Consider the following 17,548-nt stretch of genomic DNA (forward strand, 5'->3'; position numbering starts at 1 on the left):
CGGACCGTGATGGCGGCGCGAAGATCGTCGAGCGGTGCTCGCTTCCGTTGACCGGGCAGGCGGTGGTGCAGCGGATCATCACCAACCTGGCCGTCATCGACGTCACCGACACGGGACTGGTGCTGCGCGAACTGGCGCCCGACGTCACCGTCGAGCAGGTGCGGGCCGCGACCGGCGCCGAGTTGGCCGTCGACCTCGCGGACGACGCCGCCTAACCCTCCGATCCTCCGTCCGGCCCGGACCTCCCCCCGTTCGGGCCGGACGGGTTCCCGGCCCCGGGCGGTGCAACGGCCTCGGCGATGAACTGGGCGGCGCGGTGGAACTCCAGTTCCATGTCGAAGACGGTGTTCTGGCGCCAGTACCGGATCGTCGTCACGTACACGGCGGTCACCATCTGCGAGAGGAAACGCAGCGGGTAGTCCGACCGCACCTCGCCGCGGGGAACGCCCGCCTCGAGGACGCGGCCGAACGCGACGATGAATCGCTCCGTGCGGGCGGCACTGATCTCCGGTGTCGCGAGGTCCCGGTCCAGTTCCCGGGTGGTGGCTCGGAAGTACTGCTCGAGGGTCACCGCGGCTTCGACGACGTCGTCGAAGAGGGAATGGATTCGTTCGGCGGTGGTCAGGTCTCGCGCGAGCAGGTCGTCGATGATCCCGGGCAACTTGTCCATGTGGACTCGGTGCAGCGCCGCGAGGACGGCGTCCTTGTTCTCGAAGTAGTTGAAGAACGTGCCTCGCGAGACGTGCGCTGCGGCCGCGATGTCGTCGATCGTGGTGTGGTCGAATCCGCGTTCCGCGAACAGCGTGCGACCCGCGTCGAGCAATCGCTCGCGCGTCCGCTGCTTCCGCTCCTCACGTCGGGTGATGGTTTCTCGCTCGTCCGTCATTCCGCCCCCGCGTTCCCACCCAGCATTCCGACCGGCCAGTACAAAAAAGAACTTACCCCGTCCGACCTGCACCGCGAGGACAAACCTCGCGAACTGGACATCAGTTCCGGGGCTTCAGCGACTCGGCCACGTACCGCGCGGCCTTGCCGAAACCGTCCGCGAGGTCGTAGTCCGGGTCCTGTCGCCAGTAGCGGATGGTCGAGACGTAGATGGCGGCGACCATCTGGGCGAGGAACAGCGGCGGGTAGTCCGTGCGGACCTCGCCACGCTCGAGTCCCGGCATCAGGATGCGGAGGATCTCGTCGTTGAAGCGCTCGGTCCGCACCGCGCTGACCTCGGGTGTCGCGAGGTCGCGATCGAGCTCGCCAGTCATGGCGCGCAGGAATCCGGGCAGTTCCTCGGTGGCCTGGACGAAGTCCGCGAACAGGCCGAGGATCCGCTCCTCGGTCGTCAGGTCCTGGGCCAGCAGGTCGTCGATCGTCGCCGCCAACGAGTCCACGTTGCCGGCGTGCAGCGCCCCGAGCAGTTCGTCCTTGCTTCGGAAGTAGTTGAAGAACGTCGCACGCGAGACGCCTGCCTGGTCCGCGATCTCCTCGACGGTGGTGCCGACCACTCCTCCCGCCGCGAAGAGAACCCGCGCGGCGTCCAGTAACCGCCCGCGCGTCTGCTGCTTGTTCAGTTCGCGGCGGCCGAGTGTCGTGGGCTCGTTCATGCTCTCCAGATATTTCACGATCGAGGATCTTCAGCAGGTCGATTCGACCCGATCCGGCGTTCCGGCCGGCCGGGATCGAACCCTCGGACCCGGCCCCGGAGCGCGTGACGCCCAGGAGATTGTAGTGGTAGGCGCGTTGTGGTGGACCGTTCGGCACTCTGCCGAGGAGCGCTCGGGAGACGATCTCGGAAAGAAATCGCGAACCCGTTCCAAAAAGATAGACTAGCGTCTATCTTTAGCCTCCGAGTCCAATAAATGCGGAGATCCGGTGAGATCGCCGGAGTTGAAGCGACATTCGGCATCGGTGCCGGAACGCGATCGTCGATGGAGGTGGCAGTGGGCGGATCGATGGTGCGGGTCGTGTCCAGGGATGATGGTTCCGCCCACCGGCGCGGCATCCCGACCGGCGAGATCGGTGACGCCTCGTGACGGTGAAGTACGAACGGGACGGACGTGTCCTCGTGGTTCGGATCGAACGCGAGGAGCGTCGCAACGCGATCGACCGTGAGACCGCCGAGGGGTTGGAGGAGGCGTTCGACCTCCTGGACGACGACGGCGAGTTGTGGGTCGGTGTGGTCACGGGAACGGAGCGAGTGTTCTCCGCCGGCACCGACATTCGGGAGCGGGCGGACCTGCGGATGCCACGCGGCGGCGAGTACGGAATCATCCGGCGCAAGCGTGTCAAACCGTTGATCGCCGCCGTCGAAGGCTACGCGCTCGGTGGTGGATTCGAGATCGCACTGGCGTGTGATCTGGTGGTCGCCTCCCGGTCGGCCGAGTTCGGGCTACCGGAGGCGCGCCGCGGCCTGGTCGCCAGTTCGGGTGCGCTCTTCCGTGCCCCGCGGGCACTGCCGGTCAACGTGGCACGCGAATTGCTGATCACGGGTCGAACGCTGTCGGCGGAGCGGGCATTCGGATTGGGCGTGGTCAGCGAAGTCACCGACCCGGGCGGGGCACTGGAGGGAGCGATGAGGATGGCGCGCGAGGTGTGCGAGGCCTCGCCTGTCTCGGTGCGCGAGAGCCTGCGCGCACTCGACGCGCTCACCGCGGGAGACGACGCACATGGGTGGGAGGCCACCGCCGACGCACTTCGGGTGGTGCTCGATTCGGAAGACTTCCGAACGGGCATAGAAGCATTCGCATCCCGGCAGGAACCGGTGTGGCGCGGACGGTAGACCGCCCGGGAATCCACCAGGCTGAACGAACTTCGGAGAGGGCAGGCAACATGGCGCAACGCAGAGGCAAGGCCATCGCGATGAGCAGCGAGGAGATCGACGCGTTCCTCGCCGGCGAGCGCACCTGCAGGGTCGCGACGACGGCCGGTGACGGGCGCCCGCACGTGGCCCCGCTGTGGTTCGTCTGGGACGGCGAGCACCTGTGGCTCAACTCGATCGTGAAGAGCAAGCGCTGGTCCGACGTGCAGCGCGATCCCCGGATCGCGGTCGTGATCGACGCCGGCGAGCAGTTCCACGAGCTTCGTGGGGTCGAAATCAGCGGTGCCGCCGAGGTCGTCGGGGAGGTTCCGCGTACCGCGACGCCCGACGATCAGGTCGCTGAAGCGGAGTTGTTGTTCGCCCGCAAGTACATGGGTGGTGATCACTTCATCGCCGACGGTCGCCATGCGTGGCTGCGGATCAAGGCCGACGAGGTCGTCAGCTGGGACTTCCGGAAGAACGCTGCGCTGCAGCAGTGGTCGCGCTAGGCGTTCTCGCACAGTCGGATACGGCGCATCGAGGCCGGGTCACGTCAGTGGCCCGGCCAGTTGCCGTTGCCAGTGTCGGCCCGTATCCCCGGACTGGAACCGGACTCTAGTTTCTTTGCGGATTTCGTTGACATCGGTGGTCGCTGGCTGCTGTACTTCTTGCGGATCCGGGGTCTGCGCCGTCGCGGAGCGGATCGAGAGTGTCTGCACGACAAAAGATCCCGATGTTTCTTCTCCGATCCGAATGTCGCCCGGGCGGGCTGTCCGCCGTGAGATCGCCGTGGAGCGACGCTCGGAATCACTTCGTATGCAAGAACTGGAGGTACGGGCATGACCACCGAGAGCGTGATTCCCGAGGGCGCGGAAGCGAAGATCACCACGACGGAGACCGATCTGCGCGACCTACGGGAGCGATTGCAGGGGTGGCTCGGCAGGCAATTGGATGCCGGGTCCGCCCCGCGCGTATACAACCTCACTCGCCCGGGACACTCCGGAATGTCCAGTGTATCAGTGCTCTTCGATCTCGACTGGACCGCGCAGGGTGTTCCGCACACCGCGCACCTGGTTGCACGGCTCGCTCCCGAGGCCACCGCGTTCCCGGTGTTTCCCGGATACGACCTGCAGCATCAGTTCGACGTCATGGCCACGGTCCGCGAGCACAGCGACGTGCCGGTTCCGCACGTGTGGTGGGTCGAGACCTCGGTGGAGCCGTTGGGGAGCCCCTTCCTGGTGATGGAGCGGGTCAGCGGGGCCGTGCCGGTGGACAATCCGCCGTACGTCTTCGGTGGGTGGCTGCACGAGCTCGATGCCGAGGGTCGGGAAGCCCTGCAGGAGGCCAGCGTCCGGGTGCTCGCACGGGTGCACGCGATCGAGAATCCGGCCGCGAAGGCTCCGTCGCTGACGGTTGGGTCCGGAGAATCGAGCCTGCGCCACCACTTCGAGAGCGAGCGCGCGTACTACGAATGGACGAGGCGGAACGACGGACTGCGCATCCCGGTGCTCGAGCGGGCCTTCGACTGGCTCGAGGCGAACTGGCCGGCCGAACCGTCGCCCGACGTGCTGTGCTGGGGTGATTCGCGGATCGGCAACATCATGTACGACGGGACCTCGCCGGCCGCGGTGCTGGACTGGGAATCCGCGGTACTCGCACCGCGCGAGCTCGATCTGGGCTGGTTCCTCTTCTTCCACCGGTGCTTCCAGGACCTGGCCGAACAGTTCTCGATGCCGGGACTACCCGAGATGTTCCGGCCGTCCGACGTGGTCGCACAGTACGAAAGCGCGGCCGGGGTCGAGGTGCGCGATCTCGACTTCTACCTGGTGTACGCCGCCCTGCGGCACGGGATCGTGATGTCGCAGATCGAGCGCAGACGAATCCACTTCGGCGAGGCGGATGTTCCCGAGAACCCCGACGAGTACGTGCTGCACCACCGCATGCTCGCGCAATTGATCGACGAAACCTACGAATGGGAGAAGTGATGAAGCCGGTTCCGCTCGACGAGTTCCCGGTCCACCAGTCGCCGTTGTCGATGGCCCGGGTGGCCTCCACCGACCGGAACTTCTACGACCGCAACTATTTCAATGCGCACGACCGTACGGGCGACGTGTACCTGATCTCCGGATTCGGCGTCTACCCGAACCTGGGCGTCACCGACGCCTTCGTCACGGTGCGGCACGGTGACACGCAGGTCGCGGTGCGGTTCTCGGATGCGCTGGAAGAGCGCTCGATGGAGAGCTCGGTCGGCGCGTATCGTCTCGAAGTCGTCGAACCGCTGCAGAAGATCCGGTTGATCTGCGAGCACGACGAACTTTCGTGCGACATCACGTGGGACGGGTCGTTCCCCGCGGTGCTGGAGGAAGCCCACGTCCTGATGTCGGGACCGCGTCCGATCCTCGACGCCTCGCGCTTCGCGCAGGTCGGAAGCTGGTCGGGCACCTTGTCGGTGCGCGGAGAGGGCTTCGCCGTGGATCCGCAGACGTGGATGGGGACCCGGGACCGCTCCTGGGGCATCCGGCCGGTCGGTGAGCCGGATCCGCAGGGGCGGATGACCTACGAGGCCCGGGGTGGGCACTACTGGATTTACGTTCCTCTGCGGTTCGAGGACTTCGCGCTCATCGTGATCGTCCAGGAGTCCGAGGACGGACACCGGACCCTGAACCACGCAACCCGCGTCTTTGCCGACGGCCGCGTCGAGCAGCTGGGGTGGCCCCGGGTCGAGGTCGTCTACCGCAGTGGCACGCGGCATCCGGAGACCGCACGAATTCACCTGACCACGCCGGCGGGTGAGGCCCTCGTGGTGGACATCGAGAACCTCGGCTTCATCTCGCTCAGCCACGGTGCCGGCTACGGCGGCGACCCGGACTGGACGCACGGTGAATGGCGCGGCGAGAACTGGTCGTCGTCCTCGACGTTCGACACGACGAGCCCGGAGTTCCTCGGCAGGCTGCCCTACAGCACCATCGACCACGTCGCGAAGGCGACCATCGACGGCCAGGTGGGCTGGGGCATGTTCGAGCACGCCGTCATGGGCCGCCACGATCCGTCGGGATTCGTCGGTTGGCTCGACATGGCGCCCTGATCGGACGTCGACACACCGGAGGGCCGGGCGGCAGTTGCCGCCCGGCCCTCCGCGGTTCGTCGGCACCCCCAGTCTCCGTGAGGAGGGTTTTCGTCCGCGAGGCAGTGGATCTCGCAACTATTGACGCGTGTCAATTTTCTGCCTACCTTGTGAGGTACCTCACCGAACGTGGCGCGAGCGTCGTCGACACGACGTCCACGTCGCGATCCACATCGAACGGAGCATGATGGCGAAACCCACGACATGCATCATCGGCGCCGGGATCAGCGGCCTGACTGCCGGCAAGATGCTCAGCGACTACGGCATTCCCTACGAGTGCTTCGAGAGTTCCGACCGGATCGGCGGCAACTGGGCGTTCGGCAACCCGAACGGACATTCGAGCGCCTACCGCTCGCTGCACATCGACACGTCGAAGACCCGCCTGTCGTTCAAGGACTTCCCGATTCCCCAGGAGCTCCCGGACTTCCCGCACCACACCGACATCAAGCGCTACCTCGACGACTATGCCGAGGCCTTCGGGTTGCTCGACCGGATCAGCTTCCGGAACGGTGTCGAGCATGCGGAGCGACTGCCCGGTGGCGGGTGGGAGGTCCTCACGCAGGACGGCGAGACCCGTCGTTTCGACTTCCTCGTCGTCGGCAACGGACACCACTGGGATCCCCGGCTCCCGGACTTTCCCGGCGAATTCACCGGGGAGTCGATCCACTCCCACGCGTACATCGATCCTGAGACGCCGCTGCATCTGCGGGACAAGCGAATTCTCATCGTCGGCCTCGGGAACAGCGCGGCGGACATCGCGGTGGAACTGTCGCACCGGACCCTCCGGAACAAGGTCACGCTCTCGACCCGTTCGGGCGCCTGGGTCGTGCCCAAGTACGCGTTCGGAGTCCCGGCCGACACCCTGATCCAGACGATCCCGCAGATCCCGCTGTCGTGGCAGCGCCGGATGGGTCGACGCGGCCCGATCTTCCTGTCGGGTCGCCCGGAGAAGTTCGGGTTGCCCAAGCCCGACCATCACTTCGGCGAGGCGCACCCCACGCAGTCGCAGGAGCTGTACATTCGCCTCGGTTCGGGCGACCTGAGCGCGCGGCCGAACATCGAGCGGCTCGACGGCGAGACGGTGCACTTCGTCGACGGAACCAGCCAGGACTTCGACGTCATCATCTACGCCACCGGCTACAACATCACGTTCCCGTTCTTCGACGAGGACTTCCTGAGCGCGCCCGGCAACAACTTCCCGCTCTACAAGCGCATGTTCAAGCCGGGGCTCGACGATCTGGCATTCATCGGTTTCGCACAGTCGGCGCCGACGCTGTTCCCGTTCGTCGAGTGCCAGTCCCGCACGCTCGCCGCATACCTCGCCGGCACCTACCGGCCGCCGTCAGCCGAGGAGATGAACCGCGTGATCAAGGCCGACGAGGAGCGTTTCGTGGGGCACTTCAACAATCGGCCGCGGCACACCCAGCAGGTGGACTACTACATCTACGAACACGAGATGCGGACCAAGGAGTTGCCCGCCGGGCTCGCTCGGGTGCGCAGGGACGGGCCGGTGCGATTCGCCGGCGTCCCGTCCCCGGCATGATGGGGACCCGTACGCCGTAACCGACCCGAAAGCCGACACATGAGTAGCCGTCACCCCGTGCCCACCACCGAAGCCGGTACCCGGAGGGCGAACAAGGGGGAGGAGCGCCGGGCCGCGATTCTCGAGGCAGTCGAGAACCTGCTCGAGGATCACAGTCTCGACGAGATCAGCATCAGCGACATCTCGCGCGCCGCGGGCGTCACGCGGTCGGCCTTCTACTTCTACTTCGACAACAAGGCCAAGGCCGTCGCGGCCCTGTCCCGGACCGTCTACGGCGAGATGCGCGACGGTGCAGGTGCATACCTGGGCCGGGAGGGCAGCCCACGGGAGATGATCGAGGGTCTGATCACCGAGGTGATCGGGACCTGGGAACGTCACCCCAATCTGTACCGGGCCCTGCGCGACGCGCGGGACTCCGATCCCGCGGTGCGCGAGATGTGGGATCTCGACCGCTTCAGCTTCATCGATCCGGTGGCGTCGGTGATCGATGCCGAACGGTCGTCGGGGCGGGCGATCGAAGGGCCGGACAGCCGGGCGCTCGCCGTGGTTCTACTCGACATGAACGATCGCGCCGTCGAGAGTCTGTCGCGAGGCGGGACGGGGGCACTCACCCCCGCTGCGGCCCGCGAGGCTCTTGTTTCGGTGTGGCTCAACACAATCTATGGGAGCAAGCAGTGACACGTACCGATGTGGACTTCCCCGTACAGGGGGTCAGTTGCTCGGCCTGGCACTACCAGGGCGAGGGTGACGCTTTCCGAAGCGCGGCGGGACGGCCGTGCGTCGTGATGGCCCACGGATTCGGCGGCACCGTCGATTCCGGGCTCGAGGGATTCGCCGAGGGTCTGGCCGCGGCCGGCCTCGACGTCCTCGCGTTCGACTACCGCGGCTTCGGTCGCAGCGGTGGGCAGGTGCGGCAGACGATTTCGATCCGCGGCCAGCTCGACGACTATGCCGCCGCGATCGCGGCGGCGCGACGTCTCGACGGGGTCGATCCCGACCGCATCGTCGCCTGGGGCGTGTCGCTGTCCGGCGGCCACGTCCTGAGCCTGGGCGCGTCCGACCCGAGCCTGGCTGCGTTGATCTCGCTGACGCCGGCGACGGACGCCCGGGCGGCGTCCACGGCGTCGATGCGTCAGTACAGCCCCGGCCATCTCGCGAAGAGCTCGCTCGCGGCCGTCCGGGACAAGATCACGGCGTCGCGTGGTGGTGTCGGCGTGACGATTCCGCTCACTGCGCGTCCGGGAGAGGTGGCGGCGCTCGCGCTGCCCGGGATCTACGAGGACTACCTGTCCATCGCCGGCCCGAGCTGGCGGAACGAGGTCACTGCGCGGTCGTTCCTGGAGATCGGCTCGTACCGACCGGTGACGGTCGCGGACAAGGTGACGGCTCCGCTGCTGGTGCAGATCGGCGACCTCGACCGCAGCGCGCCCCCGCACGCGGCGGCCAAGGCGGCGGAACGAGCACGGGCGGAGGTGCGCCACTATCCGTGCGACCACTTCGACGTCTACCCGGGCAAGCCGTGGTTCGATCTGGCTCTCGAACACCAGATCCTGTTCCTGCGTCGGCATCTCGCCGTCGATGCCGCTTCGTCGATCGAGGAGGATGCGGATGCGCGCGCTGCAGCTAGTTGAGCACGGACGAATCGCGGTCGTCGACACCGAGGTTCCCGAGATCGGCCCCGGCGAGGTCCTGATCGAGGTGGCCGGCGGCGGACTCTGCCACTCGGACATCCACATGCGGCACTCGCCGATCACGATGATTCCGCCGCCGATGACGCTCGGGCACGAGACCGCCGGGCGGATCGCCGCACTCGGCGACGGCGTCGACTCCTTCGCCGTCGGTGACGCCGTACTCGTCTTCCTGGTGTGGAGTTGCGGATCGTGCCGGGCCTGCGTCCAGGGACGCGAGAACTCCTGCGAGCGGTCACCGGGCCGGCAGGGCGCGCCCCTGTGCCCGGGCCTCGCGGCGAACGGCGGCATGGCCGAATACATGAAGGTCGACGCCCGGTTCGTGGAGCCGCTCGGCGACCTCGACCCCGTCACCGCGGGCCCGCTGGCCGACGCCGGCCTGACGACCTATCACGCGATCGACGGTGCCCGTGACCGCCTCGGGCCGGGCACGACGGCGGTGGTTCTGGGAATCGGGGGCCTCGGGCACACCGCGGTCCAGATCCTCGCGGCCACGACGGCGACCCGGATCATCGCGGTGGACTCGGCGGAGGAGAAGCTCGAACTGGCCACCACGCTGGGCGCCGACCACGCGTTCGCCAGTGACGCGTCGTGTGCCGAGAAGATCCTCGAGCTGACCGACGGAATCGGCGTCGACGCGGTCTTCGACTGCGTCGGAGTGCAGGCGACGGTCGACATCGCTACTCAGATCATCGGGCGCGACGGCGCCCTGCGCGTGCTGGGACTGGGCGGCGGCAAGTTCGACTGGACGGGCTTCGCGCTGCCGTGGGGCGCGACCGTGCGCACCAGTTACGCCGGCACTCGTGCGGATCAGCGCGCGGTGATCGACCTCGCGCGCCGCGGTCTCGTGACGATCGAGGCCGAGACCTTCCCGCTCGACGACGCGGTCGCGGCGTTCGACGCCCTCGAGGCCGGGAAGATCAAGGGCCGCGCGATCCTGGTGCCGGGCAGGGGCTAGCCCTTCGCAAGCGCCGAACGGGAGTTCGCGGCACGCTTTCCTCGGAAAGCCGTGCCGTGAACTCCCGTTCAGGGGTTGTGGCCGGTGCGGGTGTCGTCAGTACAGACGGCCCTCGTGGAGCTTGCGGTCGAACTCCGGCATGGGATCACCGTCCTGCAGACGCTGCGAGATGGCTGGGTCCGCCATGTGCAGGCGTCCGATCGCGACGAGGTCGAACTCGCCCTCGCCCATGCGGCGCATCAGGTCCGGGATGTTGTTCGACATCTGCGGCAGCCCCACGATGACCTGCTCGTTGAGCGCGCTGTCGAGCCCGACGCTGCCGACGGCCATGACGGTGGCGCCGGTGACCTTCTTCGCCCAGCCGGCCAGGGAGAGATCGCTGCCCTCGAACGCGGGTGCGTAGAAGCGGCGGATGCTCGCGTCGAGGATGTCGACGCCGGCGTCGACCAGGGCGTTCAGGATCACTCCGAGTTCCTCGGGCGTCTGCGCGATCTTCGACGCGAAGTCCTGCTGCTTGTGCTGCGAGAAGCGGAAGATGATCGGGTGGTCCTCGCCGATCTCCCGGCGGATGGCCCGGACGACCTCCGCGGGGAATCGGGTGCGGCGCTGCAGGTCTCCGCCCCATTCGTCGTCGCGCTGGTTGGTCGGCTCCCACAGGAACGCGTCGAGCAGGTAGCCGTGCCCGCCGTGCAGGGCGATACCGTCGAACCCGACGTCGATCGCGTTGCGTGCGGCGGCCGCGTAGGCCGCGATCACGTCCGCGATGTCCTGCTCGGTCATCGCGGCCGTCACCGGACGCATCTGCTCGACGTACTCGTCGGAGTACATCGTGTTGCCGACGCTGCCCCAGTGCCCGGACGGCCGCATCGGGTTGACGTCGCCGACCGGCCCCATGGCGCCGAACAGCGGCCCGACATGCCACAGCTGCGGGACGATCTTGCCGCCCGCGGCATGGACGGCGTCGACGACCTTGCGCCAACCCGCCAGGGCCGCTTCGCCGTACATCACCGGGACGGTGTCGGCATCGACCGCCGACGGGTGCTCGATCGCGGTGCCCTCGGTGACGATGAGGCCGGTTCCGCCCTCGGCGCGGCGCCGGTAGTAGGCGACGACCTCGTCGGTGGGGACGCCGCCCGGCGAGCCGTGACGCGTCATGGGCGACATCGCGATCCGGTTCCTCAGCTCGAGGGACCGGACCGTGAGCGGCTCGAAGAGGGCGGACATGTCCGTGGCGGCGGCGGTCACAGGGCTCCCATGTAGTCGAAGAAGTTGGGGGTGCGGGTTTCGCGGAGCCGGGTGAGCTTGCGGTAGCTGATGAGCCACTTGCCCTCGACCTTGCGGTACTCCTCGTGGTAGTGGCCGTAGCCGTGGAGGTGTTCCTCGACGTCGCCGTTGGTCCACCACAGTTCGTCCTCCATGGCCCAGATTCCGGTGGCCGTGGTGTCGGAGGTGAGGGTGATCTCCGGGGTGTGCGCGTGATGCGCAGTGGTCACATGTGTCGAGGATCCGAGCATGCCGCGGATCGAGTTGGTGAGGTGCTCGCGGCCGGAGGCGCGGTTGGACTGCCCGCCCGCCGTCGGTTGCTTGTCGTCGGGCAGTCCGCCCCACGTCTCGGTGACGACGTCCTCGGTGTGCAGGGGGCCGTACTGGTCCCACTGCTTGGTGTCCATGACGCGCAGGCGCGCCGAGAACACTTTCTTGATCTCCTCGATCGCGAGCAACTGCTCTGCCGCGGTCAGAGTCATTGCACCGGTGGGCTCACCCATGGCTGGACCTCTCTGTCTGTCGGTAGTCGTAGAAGTTGGGGGAGTGGTCTTCCCGCAGGCGGGTCAGGGTCCGGTAGCTGATGAGCCACTGGCCCTCGACCTTGCGGTACTCCTCGTGGTAGTGGCCGTAGCCGTGGAGGTGTTCCTCGACGTCGCCGTTGGTCCACCACAGTTCGTCCTCCATGGCCCAGATTCCGGTGGCCGTGGTGTCGGAGGTGAGGGTGATCTCCGGGGTGTGACCGTGGTGTGCCGTGGTTACGGAGACGTTGCCGTCCAGCGTGTTCCGGATGGCTGCGGTGAGCGCCGCGGGTCCGACGACGCGGCTGCCGGCGCCCCACGACTCGCTGACGACGTCGTCGGTGTGCAGGGGGCCGTACTGGTCCCACTGCTTGGTGTCCATGACGCGCAGGCGCGCCGCGAACAGTCGCTTGATCTCCTCGATCGCGAGTAACTGCTCCTCGGGAGAGAGGGTCACGGACTCGGTCCGCGCGGATTCGACGGCACCGCTCATCGGTTCAACCTCCGGTCGATTGCATTATCAAACAAGCAGTTGATAGGTGCCGCAGAGCATATCGGCAACGGTGCCACGTTTCCGATGAATCCCGCCCAGCGGAAGCGGCTCGAAAGGCCCGGTCAGGCCGCGGCGTGCGTCGACACGTGTTCGTCGGCACGGTGCGCGGAGGGACGATCGGCCGCGAAGCCGTCCAGGAAGATCGCGACGCAGTGCTCGGCAAGGCGTGCGGTCGGATACGCGTCGTCCGACCGGTGCCACTTGATCGACAGCCAGACGCTGTCTCGGAAGAACCGGTGGAACACCCCCGTGGGCAGATCGCTGCGGAACATGCCCCGGCGCTTGCCGTCCTCGATGGTTTCGAGCCACGTCTGCTGGATCTCGTCGGCGAGGTCACCGGCCCTCGGGTGAAGCGCGGCGTCCCGGAGTCGGGGCAGTTCGTCCTGATACACCGCCGTCGCGTGCGGGTTCTCCTGCGCCGCAGCCAGGGAGGCGCTCACGATCGCCCGCAGACGGGACCGGGGGTCGAGGTTCCGGGCGTCGATCGACCGATAGCGCGTGCGCAGGTTCTCGAGGTAGTCGGTGACCAGTTCGTCGGCCATCGCCTGCTTCGACGGGAAGTGGTGATAGAGCGCGCCGGCGACGACACCCACCCGATCCGCGATCTCCCGGATCGGCGTGGCGCCCACGCCCTTGTCGGCGAACAGTTCGGCGGCGGCGTCGAGGATCTCCTGCCGCCGTGTCGTCGACCCTGCCATTCCTGGCCCCTCCCTGCCGATGCCGATCACCTGCCTGGTCGGACTATAGGGTGCGGTGGGGGGATTGGTGAAGGGCTGTTCCGCTCAGCAAAAATGTCTCTGAGCTGCGCGGACTGTCGGGCCGCCTGTCACCCGAGGAGGTCGACGTCGCGGTCGTGGGTGAAGTCGACGAACAGTTCACGCCGGGCGATGCGCCATGTGCCCGACTCCCGGCGGTAGCCGTCCTCGTACCGGATGGCCACCACGTAGTCGCGGTACCCACCCTCGACCGCGTACACGTGGTGCGCCTCGCAGTAGACCTCGCCGCGCGCGGTGTCACCCTCCGAGTCGACGATCTGCTGGTTCACCACGTGCCGCGTCGAGTGCAGGTGTGCGACGGCGCCGAACACCCCCGCCACGATCGACGGCGCACCGTCCAGGACGGGGTCCTTGCCGCGGCGGACCAACCCGGCCGGCTGCACCAACCGGGCGTCGTCGGTGAAGAGCGCTGCCAGCGCGAGTTCGTCGCGGCGATCCACGGCGATCGCATACTGCGCAACGAGGTCCGAGAGGGCGAGGCGGTCTGCCAGTTCACGCGTCATGGCAAGCATTCTTCCCGCCGATACGGGCACCGGTGGGAAGACTTCTCACTGATCGGCAGAACTGCGGCTACGGAACGACCTGGGCCTCCATGGCAGCGAGGAAGCCCTCGCCGTACGGTGGCAGGGTTCCCCACTCGGCGCGAGGATCGTGCTCGGGTGCCTCGAAAACGGTACGGGCGTGGCTGAATTCGAGGAATCCCTCCCGGCCGTGATAGTGCCCCATGCCGGATGCGCCGACACCGCCGAACGGCGCGTCGTTCATGCCCGGGTGCATCATGATGTCGTTGACGGTGACGCCGCCGGAGTACGTGCGGGTGAGCACGGCCTGCTGCTCGACCGGGTCGGTGCCGAAGTAATACAGCGCCAACGGCTTCGGTCTGCTGTTGATGTCCGCGATGACCTCTTCGGTCTGGTCGTACGGCAGCAGGATGACCGCGGGGCCGAAGATCTCCTCCTGCATGATCTTCGAGTCGGCCGGCGGCGAGACGACGATGCGCAGCGGGCGCTTGCGGTCGCCGTCGAACGCGGCGCTCTCGTCGACCGGCGTGGCGACGATGAGCACGCCGCGATCGTGCGCGTCGGCGACCAGCGACTCGACCCGGGCCAGGTGTCGATCGCTCACGACCGCAACCACATCAGGGTTGTCGGTGATGGTCGGCAGCAGGGTCGCGTACGACTTCTCGAGTGCGCCGACGAAGCTGTCGAGATGCTCGTGCGGGACGTACACGACGTCGGGGGAGACGCAGATCTGCCCGGAGTTGGTGGCCTTCGCGATCGCGATCTTGTCGGCCGCGCCGGCGAGGTCGGCGCTGCGGCCGACGATCGTCGGCGACTTGCCGCCCAGTTCCAGCGTGACCGGTACGAGGTTCTTGGCGGCGTTCGCCATGACCAGCTTGCCGACCTCGGTGCTGCCGGTGAAGACCAGGTGGTCGAACGGCAGCGAGGTGAACGTATCGGCCACGTCCGGGCCGCCGGTCACGACGGCGACCTCGGTGGGGTCGAACATCTCCGCGACGGCGTCGGCGAGAACCTGCGCCGTCTGCGGCACGATCTCCGACGGCTTGAGGATCGCGCGGTTGCCGGCGCCCAGCGCGCACGCCAGCGGGCTCAGCAGCGTGAACAGCGGCGCGTTCCACGTGCCGATGATGCCGACCGATCCCTTGGGTTGGTACTGGATGTACGCCCTCGCACCCAGTTGGTCGTACGGCGGGTACGGTGGCCGCTCCTCGTTCTCCATCCAGGACTCGAACGAGTCGCGGGTGTGCTTGAGGGACGTGATCGACCCGAGGATGTCGTTCATGATCGAGTAGCCGACCAGGCGTCCACCGAAGTCCGCGTCCATCGCCTCGGTGAGGGGCTTGTGGTAGCGCACGAGCAGGTCGACCATCTTCTGCAGCCGACCGCGGCGGATCTCGGCCGACGGGGTTCCCTGTTCGGACGCAGCACGTTTCTGGGCCTCGAGGATCTGGGGGAGGCGCGTGATGGTTGCGGTGTCCGTACTCATGGGTAACTCCTGTCGTTGCCGATGTCACGACGCTAACGAGCTGTGTCGGCGGTAACAGCGGGGTGTCTCGTTGATCGGGAGTGTCGTCCGGCCGCGGACCTCGAAAGGGTCGATCGGCCCCGGTGAGCGGCGTCGATCCCGGTGGCAGGTACCTATCTCGGGAGGTCGCGAGGCTCCCGCGTCCCGGGACCTTCTTCCCCGTCGACGATTCTCCCGCTGAGTGGAACGTGTTCTAGCTACGATGCGGCATGCGAATCGCCACGACCTCGACGCTGTCCCTGCTCGCCGCGGCCGCGTTCGTCGCCGCCGCGCCCGCCGTCGCCTCCGCGGCGCCGAACCCCGCCGACACCGCGAACCAGGCAATGGCCCGCGCCTACATCGACGCACTCGTCGACCACGACGCGAGCGCAGTCCTGTTCACTCCGGGCGCGACCCGCGTCGAGGCCGGTCTCCGGACCGGGATCAACGGGCCGCAATTGACGAACGACCTGAACCACGGCATCCAGTACCGCGTGATCCAGGGCGTGCGCGACCTGACGATGACCGAGAGCGGCGACACCGTGCACACCCGCTATCTCCTGGACGCGGGTATCGCGGGGCAGCGGTTGATGACCGTCGAGATCGTCGAGACGTTCGATTTCGAGGACGGTGCGATCGACCGGATCGTCGCCACCATCTCGCCGGTCTCGCTGTCCTGACGATGCGGCCCGCGTAGCCTCACCGACGGACGACACCGGGCAGCGGGAGGGAACGGACACATGACGGACGGCAAGCAGCGCGTGGCGGTGGTTTCGGGCGCGGCGCGCGGTATCGGTGCCGCGATCGCGAAGCGCCTCGCGTCGGACGGTCTCGCCGTCGCGGTCCTCGATCTCGACGAATCGGCGTGCGGCGACACCGTCGCCGCGATCCGGGGCGCCGGCGGGCGTGCGCTCGCAGTCGGCACCGACGTGTCCGACGAGGCCGGCGTCGAGGCTGCCGTCGCCCGGATCGCCGACGAACTCGGTGCACCCACCGTCGTCGTCAACAACGCCGGGATCACACGGGACAACCTGTTGTTCAAGATGGGCGTGGACGACTGGGACGCGGTGATGAACGTGCATCTGCGCGGAGCGTTCCTGCTGACGCGGGCTGTGCAGAAGTACATGGTCGAACAGAGGTGGGGCCGGATCGTCAACCTGTCGAGCACGTCCGCTCTCGGCAACCGCGGTCAGGTGAACTACTCGGCGGCCAAGGCCGGCATACAGGGGCTGACCAAGACCCTCGCGTTGGAACTCGGGCCGTTCGGAGTCACCGCGAACGCGATCGCGCCCGGATTCATCGCCACCGAGATGACCGCCGCGACGGCCGAACGACTCGGGGTGTCGTTCGACGACTTCATGGCGGGCATCGCGGCCGAGACCCCGGTGCGCCGCGTCGGTTCGCCCGACGACATCGCGCACACTGCGTCGTTCCTGATCAGCGAGGGCGCGGGATTCGTCTCGGGACAGGTGATCTACGTGGCGGGCGGACCGAAGGACTGACGCTGCACGTCGACGGCCAACTGGGTGCGGGACGCGCACCCGGTCGCCGCGAGGATGCGGCTGACGTACTTCTTGACGGTGTCCTCCGTGAGTATGAGTCGACGCGCGATCGCGGCGTTGCTCAGCCCGTCGGCGACCAGCCTCGCCACATCGCGCTGCCGTTCAGTCAGCGCGGCGAGCAGGTCCCGGCCGGGCGCGTTCACGAGACCGCGGGTGAGCACCGACAGCTGGCGGGCCAGCAGTCGCAGCGCCGCGACGTCCCGTGGGCCGAGCGCGTTCTCGTCGACGTCGTACAACCCGACCAGTGCCCGTGCGTTCCCCGGCAGATCGAGGTGCAGCGCGTTGACCGAACGCCATGCGTCGAGGTACTCGCGGACGTAGGTTGCGGACTCCGCCGGCAGGGAGTGCAGGTCGGCCAGCGATGCCACCCGCGTCGCCTCGAGGCAGCGCCGGGCCTCCGGCGTCCCGAAGACGTCGAACCGGGCCCAGTTCTGCTGATAGACAGCGCGTTTGCGTTCCCAGGCGGCGGCCCCGGCGACGGTGGCGTCGGGATCGGCGAACTGGCCCTCGTAGGTGTCCCCGACGAAGCAGGTCGCGACGCGTATCGGGAACACGTCGATCATCGCGCCGACGATCCGGGTGCGGAACTCCGGCACCGTCCGGACGTCCGCGCACCGGTCGAGCACCGCGAATACCCGTTCGTAATCGGTGGTACGCAGCGAGACCTCGGTCAAGAGAACTTTCACCACCAATTCGGTCCAATGGCACACGCCGAAGCGGTATACGGAACTGTCCACCAAAGTG

The 17,548-nt window shown here is 67.6% G+C and carries 19 protein-coding genes and 1 pseudogene; 11 read left to right on the forward strand and 9 right to left on the reverse strand.

Annotation, left to right across the window (positions count from 1 at the left end):
* A pseudogene (locus EGT67_RS23570) lies at positions 1-215 on the forward strand (succinyl-CoA--3-ketoacid-CoA transferase); the annotation flags it as partial.
* Here the strand turns inward: EGT67_RS23570 and EGT67_RS23575 are convergent.
* Together EGT67_RS23575 and EGT67_RS23580 are read right to left on the reverse strand one after the other, a co-directional pair.
* Entirely contained in the window at positions 212-886 is a 675-nt protein-coding gene (locus tag EGT67_RS23575) for a TetR/AcrR family transcriptional regulator (protein ID WP_127918541.1), read from the reverse strand. The pseudogene EGT67_RS23570 and the gene EGT67_RS23575 overlap by 4 nt on opposite strands.
* 100 nt (positions 887-986) lie before the next feature.
* Entirely contained in the window at positions 987-1,598 is a 612-nt protein-coding gene (locus EGT67_RS23580) for a TetR/AcrR family transcriptional regulator (protein ID WP_127918661.1), read from the reverse strand.
* 425 nt (positions 1,599-2,023) lie between these two features.
* On the opposite strand from EGT67_RS23580, the gene EGT67_RS23585 reads away from it, so the two are divergent.
* The 8 genes from EGT67_RS23585 to EGT67_RS23620 all read left to right on the forward strand — a co-directional run bounded on the left by EGT67_RS23585 (position 2,024) and on the right by EGT67_RS23620 (position 10,104).
* A complete protein-coding gene (locus EGT67_RS23585; RefSeq protein WP_127918542.1) occupies positions 2,024-2,773 on the forward strand; it encodes an enoyl-CoA hydratase-related protein in 750 nt (249 codons plus the stop codon).
* Between the two features lie 50 nt (positions 2,774-2,823).
* Complete coding sequence (locus EGT67_RS23590; RefSeq protein ID WP_241566212.1) at positions 2,824-3,300, forward strand: pyridoxamine 5'-phosphate oxidase family protein; 477 nt, start codon at positions 2,824-2,826, stop codon at positions 3,298-3,300.
* A 330-nt stretch (positions 3,301-3,630) separates the two neighbouring features.
* Positions 3,631-4,776 carry a phosphotransferase family protein gene (locus EGT67_RS23595; protein ID WP_127918543.1) on the forward strand — a complete coding sequence of 382 codons (1,146 nt, stop codon included), beginning with the start codon at positions 3,631-3,633 and terminating at the stop codon, positions 4,774-4,776.
* Complete coding sequence (locus EGT67_RS23600) at positions 4,776-5,876, forward strand: Rv3169 family protein (RefSeq protein WP_127918544.1); 1,101 nt, start codon at positions 4,776-4,778, stop codon at positions 5,874-5,876. The genes EGT67_RS23595 and EGT67_RS23600 overlap by 1 nt, the downstream gene beginning before the upstream one ends.
* Before the next feature lie 226 nt (positions 5,877-6,102).
* Entirely contained in the window at positions 6,103-7,458 is a 1,356-nt protein-coding gene (locus EGT67_RS23605; protein WP_127918663.1) for a flavin-containing monooxygenase, read from the forward strand.
* A gap of 57 nt (positions 7,459-7,515) precedes the next feature.
* Positions 7,516-8,136 (forward strand): TetR/AcrR family transcriptional regulator, encoded by a 621-nt coding sequence (locus tag EGT67_RS23610; RefSeq protein WP_241566213.1) that lies wholly within the window; start codon positions 7,516-7,518, stop codon positions 8,134-8,136.
* Positions 8,137-8,147: 11 nt separating this feature from the next.
* Positions 8,148-9,089 (forward strand): alpha/beta hydrolase, encoded by a 942-nt coding sequence (locus tag EGT67_RS23615; RefSeq protein ID WP_127918664.1) that lies wholly within the window; start codon positions 8,148-8,150, stop codon positions 9,087-9,089.
* Positions 9,067-10,104, forward strand: coding sequence for an NAD(P)-dependent alcohol dehydrogenase (locus EGT67_RS23620; protein WP_127918546.1), 1,038 nt, complete (start codon positions 9,067-9,069; stop codon positions 10,102-10,104). The genes EGT67_RS23615 and EGT67_RS23620 overlap by 23 nt, the downstream gene beginning before the upstream one ends.
* A gap of 96 nt (positions 10,105-10,200) precedes the next feature.
* On the opposite strand, the gene EGT67_RS23625 is transcribed toward EGT67_RS23620, so the two are convergent.
* The 6 genes from EGT67_RS23625 to EGT67_RS23650 form a co-directional block, all read right to left on the reverse strand.
* Positions 10,201-11,328: an oxidoreductase gene (locus EGT67_RS23625; protein WP_164877647.1), complete on the reverse strand. Its 1,128-nt coding sequence runs from the start codon at positions 11,326-11,328 to the stop codon at positions 10,201-10,203.
* A gap of 17 nt (positions 11,329-11,345) precedes the next feature.
* Positions 11,346-11,870: a nuclear transport factor 2 family protein gene (locus EGT67_RS23630; RefSeq protein ID WP_127918548.1), complete on the reverse strand. Its 525-nt coding sequence runs from the start codon at positions 11,868-11,870 to the stop codon at positions 11,346-11,348.
* Positions 11,863-12,381: a nuclear transport factor 2 family protein gene (locus tag EGT67_RS23635; RefSeq protein ID WP_127918549.1), complete on the reverse strand. Its 519-nt coding sequence runs from the start codon at positions 12,379-12,381 to the stop codon at positions 11,863-11,865. The genes EGT67_RS23630 and EGT67_RS23635 overlap by 8 nt, the downstream gene beginning before the upstream one ends.
* A 122-nt stretch (positions 12,382-12,503) precedes the next feature.
* Positions 12,504-13,139 (reverse strand): TetR/AcrR family transcriptional regulator, encoded by a 636-nt coding sequence (locus tag EGT67_RS23640; protein ID WP_127918550.1) that lies wholly within the window; start codon positions 13,137-13,139, stop codon positions 12,504-12,506.
* A gap of 128 nt (positions 13,140-13,267) precedes the next feature.
* Positions 13,268-13,720 carry a nuclear transport factor 2 family protein gene (locus tag EGT67_RS23645; RefSeq protein ID WP_127918551.1) on the reverse strand — a complete coding sequence of 151 codons (453 nt, stop codon included), beginning with the start codon at positions 13,718-13,720 and terminating at the stop codon, positions 13,268-13,270.
* Positions 13,721-13,787: 67 nt separating this feature from the next.
* Positions 13,788-15,224 carry an aldehyde dehydrogenase family protein gene (locus tag EGT67_RS23650; protein ID WP_127918552.1) on the reverse strand — a complete coding sequence of 479 codons (1,437 nt, stop codon included), beginning with the start codon at positions 15,222-15,224 and terminating at the stop codon, positions 13,788-13,790.
* Positions 15,225-15,472: 248 nt separating this feature from the next.
* Here EGT67_RS23650 and EGT67_RS23655 point away from each other — a divergent pair, with 248 nt between their 5' ends.
* A complete protein-coding gene (locus tag EGT67_RS23655) occupies positions 15,473-15,922 on the forward strand; it encodes a DUF8021 domain-containing protein (RefSeq protein ID WP_127918553.1) in 450 nt (149 codons plus the stop codon).
* Positions 15,923-15,982: 60 nt separating this feature from the next.
* The gene (fabG, locus tag EGT67_RS23660; protein WP_127918554.1) at positions 15,983-16,744 is read left to right on the forward strand and encodes a 3-oxoacyl-ACP reductase FabG; all 762 of its coding nucleotides are present in this window, start codon (positions 15,983-15,985) and stop codon (positions 16,742-16,744) included.
* On the opposite strand, the gene EGT67_RS23665 is transcribed toward fabG, so the two are convergent.
* A complete protein-coding gene (locus tag EGT67_RS23665) occupies positions 16,717-17,541 on the reverse strand; it encodes a helix-turn-helix transcriptional regulator (protein ID WP_241566215.1) in 825 nt (274 codons plus the stop codon). The genes fabG and EGT67_RS23665 overlap by 28 nt on opposite strands.
* Between the last annotated feature and the right edge of the window lie 7 nt (positions 17,542-17,548).

Source organism: Prescottella agglutinans (genome assembly GCF_004011865.1).
Taxonomy (GTDB): Bacteria; Actinomycetota; Actinomycetes; order Mycobacteriales; family Mycobacteriaceae; genus Prescottella; species Prescottella agglutinans.